Consider the following 2,968-nt stretch of genomic DNA (forward strand, 5'->3'; position numbering starts at 1 on the left):
GGGGTCTGGTCGTCGGGGTTGCACATGCCCGGTGCGGCCAGCTTGGCCAACACCGCCTCCCACGTGGCCCGCGCCTCGGGGGTGAGCCAGCCGCTCAACCGCGACATGCCGTCGGCCTGCTGATGGCCCAGCACCAGGCCGCGAGCCCGCGCCCGGTCGGCATCGGTGTAGTTACCGTCGGGATTGAGGCAGTCCATCAGGTGGCGGGCGAGCTTGACGAGTTCATCCGGGCGATAGTGGGTGGCCTCGCACGCCAGGTGTTTCTCGGCGTGCTCACGCGTGTCGAGGTCGACGCAGTCCGGCAGCTGGCGGAAAAACCTCCGGATCACCGCCACATGCTCGGCCCCGATGGCCCCGTCGCACTGGGCCGCCGCGGTTGCGGGCAGCACCGGCGCCAACGGCTCACCAGAAAGCGCCCGGCGCGGCCCCAGCTCGGCGGCCTCAGCGATGCGGCGGCCGGCCTCACCGCGGGTGATGTGCAGCCGATCGGCCAATGCCCACGACAGCTTCCCACCCAACTCGGTTGAATCAGCCTGCTCCCCAACCTGATTGATCAGCTGATGACTGGGTGTCTGCAGCCGGCGCGCCTCACACTCCAGGATCTCCAACAACGCCAACCGTTCCGGATTCGTCAACGCCGCATATGAATGCCCCTGAAAGCGGGACACCGCGGCACGCAACGCCGCGACGTCGTGCTGGATCTCCTCACGGTCACTCGAACGCATGTTCGAATGCTACGCCGGCGGACCGACACAACCGCGGCGGCTCCGGTTACGCGCCTACTTCTGTTCGTAGATGCCGTGAATGACGGCGCGGGCGATCGCGTGCTGGAACAAGTTGAAGCCCAGGTAGGCGGGGCTGGCGTCCTCGCCGAGGTCCAGCTTGTCGACGCCGACGGCGTGCACGGCGACGTAGTACCGGTGCGGCCCGTGCCCGGGCGGCGGCGCGGCGCCGATGTAGCGACGCATCCCGGCGTCGTTCACCAGGGTCAGCGCGTCACCGGGCAGGTTGCTCCCGTCGCCGGCTCCCGCGGGCAGTTCGGTGACGCCAGCCGGCAGGTTCGCCACCGCCCAATGCCAGAATCCCGAGGCCGTCGGCGCGTCGGGGTCGTAGACCGTGACGGCGAAGCTGCGCGTCTCCGCCGGGAATCCCGACCAGCTCAACTGCGGGCTGACGTCTTCCCCGCCCGCGCCCATGATTCCGCTGACCTGGGGCATGGCCAGCGACTGGCCGTCGGTGATCGATTCCGACGTCAGGGTGAACGACGGCAGCTTCGGCAGCGCGGCGTACGGGTCGGGCGCGGTGCTCATGGGCGATCCTCTCGTTGCGTGTCGTGTCTTCAGCAGTGTGTCAGGAAGTGTGCCAGCACATCGGTGCCGAACCTCAGCGCATCCACGGGTACCCGCTCGTCGACCCCGTGGAACAACGCGGTGAAGTCGAGGTCCGGCGGCAACCGCAGCGGGCTGAAACCGAAACAGCGAATACCCAAGCGCGCGAAGGCTTTTGCATCGGTGCCACCGGACAGCATGTAGGGCACCGTGCGGCCATCCGGGTCCAGGGCCAGCACGGCGGCGTTCATCGCATCCACGAGATCTCCGTCAAAGCTGGTCTCATACGACGAGAAGTCCTTGATCCACTCTCGGGTCACGTCCGGGCCGAGCAGTTCGTCGACCTCGGCCTCGAACGCCGCCTTGCGGCCCGGCAAGATCCGGCAGTCGATCACCGCTTCGGCGAGCGCCGGGACGACGTTGGCCTTGTACCCGGCCTTGAGCATGGTCGGGTTCGCGGTGTCGTGCAGCACGGCCTTGAGCATGCGGGCCATAGGCCCGAGCTTGTCGATCGCTCCTGCCAGGTCGCCCGACTCGACGTCGAACGTCAGCCCGGTCTCCTCGCTGACCGCGGCCAGGAACTGGGCGACGGTGTCGGTCAGCACGAGCGGGAACTGATGCCGGCCGAGGCGGGCTACCGCCTCGGCGAGGGCGGTGACGGCGTTCTGGTCATGCACCATCGACCCGTGTCCGGCCGGGCCGCGGGCGGTCAGCCGCATCCAGGACAAACCCTTCTCGGCCGTTTCGATCAGATAGAGCCGGCGTTCGCCCCCGTCGCGGCGCGGCACGGTCAGCGAGAACCCGCCCACCTCGCCGATCGCCTCGGTGACTCCGTCGAACAGGTCGGGCCGATTGTCGACCAGCCACTGCGCCCCGAAACTGCCGCCGTGTTCCTCGTCGGCAAGGAAGGCGAACACCAGATCGCGCGGCGGCACGATCCCGGCCCGCTTCAGGTGCCGCGCCACCACGATCATCATGCCCACCATGTCCTTCATGTCGACCGCGCCGCGTCCCCAGACGAAGCCGTCCTTGACCGCGCCGGAGAACGGGTGAACGCTCCACTCGGCCGGCTCGGCCGGCACCACGTCGAGATGCCCGTGGATGAGTAGCGCCCCGCGCGAGCGGTCGGCCCCCGGGAGGCGGGCGATCACATTGCCGCGACCGGGGGCGCCGGACTCGACGTACTGAGGTGAGTAGCCGACCTCGGCGAGCTGTTCGGCCACCCACTGCGCACACTCGGCCTCGCCCCGCGTCGTCTCGGGTTCGCCGGTGTTGGTGGTGTCGAACCGGATCAACCTGCTGACGACCTCGACCACGTCGTCACGCGGGTGGGCCGGGAACTCGGTCTGGGCGGTCACAACCACCTTTCCTACCATTGCCGACGCCACGCGGCTCGGCGCCGAGCGGCCCGGCTGGATTGGGTCCGCGTGAGAGAATCCGATAGCCTTAGCTGCCAACCCATGCGGTTGGTCTTGTCCGAGTGGCGGAATGGCAGACGCGCTAGCTTGAGGTGCTAGTGCCCTACTAATGGGCGTGGGGGTTCAAGTCCCCCCTCGGACACAGTGTGATGAGTCGAGTCATAGGTGACAGATGAGTCGCGTCATGGGTTACAGATTCCCCGGCCATCGGCCGGGGTTTTT

The 2,968-nt window shown here is 68.2% G+C and carries 3 protein-coding genes and 1 tRNA gene; 1 reads left to right on the forward strand and 3 read right to left on the reverse strand.

The window, feature by feature from the left end:
* The 3 genes from AWC03_RS14040 to AWC03_RS14050 form a co-directional block, all read right to left on the reverse strand.
* Positions 1 to 725, reverse strand: a 725-nt coding sequence (locus AWC03_RS14040; protein ID WP_142278389.1) for a DUF222 domain-containing protein, incomplete at its 3' end; no start/stop codon positions are given.
* A 54-nt stretch (positions 726 to 779) separates the two neighbouring features.
* Positions 780 to 1,310 (reverse strand): YbhB/YbcL family Raf kinase inhibitor-like protein, encoded by a 531-nt coding sequence (locus AWC03_RS14045; RefSeq protein WP_085241208.1) that lies wholly within the window; start codon positions 1,308 to 1,310, stop codon positions 780 to 782.
* Positions 1,311 to 1,339: 29 nt separating this feature from the next.
* Positions 1,340 to 2,704, reverse strand: coding sequence for a M20/M25/M40 family metallo-hydrolase (locus AWC03_RS14050; protein WP_085241210.1), 1,365 nt, complete (start codon positions 2,702 to 2,704; stop codon positions 1,340 to 1,342).
* A gap of 98 nt (positions 2,705 to 2,802) precedes the next feature.
* Here AWC03_RS14050 and AWC03_RS14055 point away from each other — a divergent pair.
* A tRNA-Leu gene (locus AWC03_RS14055) sits at positions 2,803 to 2,888 on the forward strand.
* Positions 2,889 to 2,968: the final 80 nt, after the last annotated feature.

The organism is Mycobacterium europaeum, assembly GCF_002102155.1.
Lineage (GTDB): Bacteria > Actinomycetota > Actinomycetes > Mycobacteriales > Mycobacteriaceae > Mycobacterium > Mycobacterium europaeum.